Raw genomic sequence first — 2970 nt, 5'->3', positions numbered from 1 at the left:
GCGGGGGGCGGTCGGCGGTCGCCGGCCGGCGCTCGCGCCTCAGCGGGTGGCGAACTCGGTGATGCTGCCGCCGAGGCGTTCCCGCAGCTTGGTGAGGGCGCGGACGGAGCGGGTGCGCACCGCGGCGGAGCTGACGTGCAGGGCGTCGGCGGTCTCCTCGATGCTCCGGTCCTCCCAGTACCGCAGCACCACGACCGCCCGGTCCTTGGGGGCGAGTCCGGCCAGCGCGTCGAGCAGGGCGATCCGGAGTGCCGGGTCCTCGCCGTTGTCGGGGGCACGGTCGGGCAGCTCGCCGAGAGGACGCTCGGTGGCCGAGCGGCGCCTCTGGTGGCTGAGGAACGTCCGGACGAGCACGGTCTGGGCGTACGCGGCCGGGTTGCCGATCCGGTTCATACGGCCCCACAGGGCGTACATCCTGCCGAGGGTCTCCTGGGTGAGGTCCTCGGCGAGATGGGTGTCTCCGCTGGTCAGCAGGCATGCCGAGCGGTACAGCGGGCCCGTGCGTGCGGCGGCGAACTCCAGGAACCCGTCCGCGCGGGACTTTCTCATGCCCCTCCCTCCCCCTCGCGGCCGCGGGGTGCGACCGCCGTACACCTCATTGACGCGACGGGGCGGAGGAAATGTTTCAGCGGATCCCCCGGGATTCCCCGGGGGATCCCCGGGGACCTTCACCCTGGACGTCCAAACCGGCAGAAAAGGGGTAATGCTGGAGTATGAACACTCTCAGCGCAGCCCAGACCCTGGCCGCGGGAGTCTGGCAGTCGGGACTCGGCCAGGTCATCGGCGGCCTGGTCCTCGTGGCCGTACTGATCGCGGCGTTCTGGCTGGGAACCCGGGTCCGCAACCGCGAGTCCAACCCGCCCAAGCCGGAGGACCAGCCCCACCGGCCGGAGGACGGCAGCCTGCCGGGCGAGGCCTCCGGGTACCGCAGGCCCACCGAGATGCCCGTGACCGACGGCGAGCACCGGCTCATGCCGTATCAGCTCAAGGACGGCTCGGAGGCGTCGCCCGACCCGCCGAGCGAGGAGAAGCGCAAGTGGGGCGGGATCTCCAGCGGAGGCTTCGGCAGTGGGGGCACCGGCCACGGCGACTGAGCCCCCACCTTCCCGTCTGACCCCTTCCGGCCCCTCTCGCCCGTCCGCGGCCGCGCACGTGGAGGAGAACGTGAACGAGAGCGCCGCCCCGGCACCACCCCGGGACGTCTTCGCCGCAGCTCCCTTCGAGGAGCACCGGGCTCGTCTGCGGGCCGTCGCGTACCGCCTCCTCGGCACCTCCGAGGAGGCGGACGCGGCGGTGGAGGACGTCCGGAGGACCTGGCCCGACCGGGACACCCCGGTCGCCCCGGGCCCGGTGCCGACCCCCTACGACCCCGTCGAGGCGCTCACCCGCGCCTGCCTGGACCGGCTCCGGTCCCGTGAGTCCCACCGGGAGCGGCCCTGGGACCCGTGGGACCCCTGGGCCTCGGGCGTACCGCGCGACCCCCGCGCCCCGGGCGAACCGCCACCGGCGGCGCTCGACGGACTGACACCGCCGGAGCGGCTCGCGTTCGTCCTGCACGACGAGTTCTCCGTGCCGTACGAGCGGATCGGCCCGCTCCTGGACCGCACCCCGGCCGCCGCCCGCCGGCTCGCGGGCCGGGCCCGCTACCGGCTGCGGGAGGCCGAGGAGATGCCGGAGTGGGACCCGCCGCGGCAGCGGACCGCCGTCGCGGCCTTCCTGACGGCCGCCCGGAGCGGGGACACCGCCGCCCTGCGCGCGCTCCTCGACCCCGACGCTGCCCTGCGGGCCGACGCCACGGCCGAGCGGACCGGCACGGCGGCCGCGCACGGCGCCGCGGCGGTCGCCGAGGCGGTCGGCCCCCGGGCGGGCGCGGCGCGGAAGGCGCTGGTGGACGGGGCGGCGGGGCTGGCGTGGCCGGCGGAGGGCGCACCGCGGCTCGTACTCGTCTTCACCGTCCTGGAGGACCGGATCACGGCGATCGACGCCCTGGCGGACGAGGACCACCTGGCCCGCCTGGACCTCCACGTCTGAACGCCCCGCACCCTCCGCACCGCCACCTTGCGCCCCCGCGCTCACTCCCCGAGAACGCGCCCCGCCCGGGACGCCACATGCGGGGGCGGGAGGACGTCGGCGGGCAGTACGGGATCGGTGACCGGCTCGCCGAAGGTGGTCACCACGGGCAGCACCCCGGCCCACAGGCCGAGCGCCGCGTCCTCGGAGTCGCCGTCGTCCGGCGGCCCGCCGCGGGTCTTCACGGAGGCCTCGGTCAGGTCGAGCGCGAGCACGGACGTCGCGGCCAGCTCCTTGCGGCTGGGCTGTCGCGCGTACTCCCACTGCCCGGGGGAGCTCTGCTCGGTGAGCGCCCGCAGGCCGCGCAGCTTCTCGTCCGGGTCCGTCACGCGACGGGGAACGCCGTAGATCATCGCGCAGCGGTAGTTGACCCCGTGCTCGAAGACGGAACGGGCCAGGACCAGCCCGTCGACGTGGGTGACGGTGACGCAGACGGTGGTGTCGGGGGCCTGGACGAGACTGCGGCTCGCGACGGACCCGTGCAGGTACAGCAGGTCGCCGTCGACGCCGTACGCGGTGGGCACCACCATCGTCGTCCCGTCCACCGGCACCCCGATATGGCAGAGGAACCCGGCCGCGAGCACCGCGTCCAGATCGGCCCGCCGATGGCTGCCCTTCTCCCGCAGCCGCCGCAACCGGGTCCGCTCGGTGACGGGGAGCACCCCGTCCCTGCCGCCGTCCTCGCCGCTGTCCGTACCGCTGCCCATGCTTCCCCCAGGTTCCTCTGCCATATCGGGGTGCCGGTGGACGGGACGACGATGGTGGTGCCCACCGCGTACGGCGTCGACGGCGACCTGCTGTACCTGCACGGGTCCGTCGCGAGCCGCAGTCTCGTCCAGGCCCCCGACACCACCGTCTGCGTCACCGTCACCCACGTCGACGGGCTGGTCCTGGCCCGTT

General features: G+C 74.8%; 5 protein-coding genes. 3 read left to right on the top strand and 2 right to left on the bottom strand.

What is annotated here, in order from left to right:
* Positions 1-39 precede the first annotated feature (39 nt).
* Positions 40-549, bottom strand: coding sequence for a SigE family RNA polymerase sigma factor (locus EAO70_RS36090; protein WP_148007013.1), 510 nt, complete (start codon positions 547-549; stop codon positions 40-42).
* Between the two features lie 164 nt (positions 550-713).
* Between EAO70_RS36090 and EAO70_RS36085 the strand changes: the two genes are divergently transcribed.
* Positions 714-1094 carry a DUF6479 family protein gene (locus EAO70_RS36085; protein WP_148007012.1) on the top strand — a complete coding sequence of 127 codons (381 nt, stop codon included), beginning with the start codon at positions 714-716 and terminating at the stop codon, positions 1092-1094.
* Positions 1095-1164: 70 nt separating this feature from the next.
* The gene (locus EAO70_RS36080; RefSeq protein WP_148007011.1) at positions 1165-2031 is read left to right on the top strand and encodes an RNA polymerase subunit sigma-70; all 867 of its coding nucleotides are present in this window, start codon (positions 1165-1167) and stop codon (positions 2029-2031) included.
* Positions 2032-2072: 41 nt separating this feature from the next.
* On the opposite strand, the gene EAO70_RS36075 is transcribed toward EAO70_RS36080, so the two are convergent.
* Positions 2073-2777: a pyridoxamine 5'-phosphate oxidase family protein gene (locus EAO70_RS36075; protein ID WP_148007010.1), complete on the bottom strand. Its 705-nt coding sequence runs from the start codon at positions 2775-2777 to the stop codon at positions 2073-2075.
* On the opposite strand from EAO70_RS36075, the gene EAO70_RS40555 reads away from it, so the two are divergent.
* On the top strand, positions 2676-2970 hold a 295-nt coding region (locus tag EAO70_RS40555), incomplete at its 3' end, for a pyridoxamine 5'-phosphate oxidase family protein (RefSeq protein WP_410091598.1). The genes EAO70_RS36075 and EAO70_RS40555 overlap by 102 nt on opposite strands.

The sequence above is a fragment of the Streptomyces sp. adm13(2018) genome, from assembly GCF_008042145.1.
Classification (GTDB): domain Bacteria; phylum Actinomycetota; class Actinomycetes; order Streptomycetales; family Streptomycetaceae; genus Streptomyces.
The sequence above is the reverse complement of the archived record's forward strand: the minus strand, read 5'-3'. Positions and strand labels throughout refer to the sequence as shown.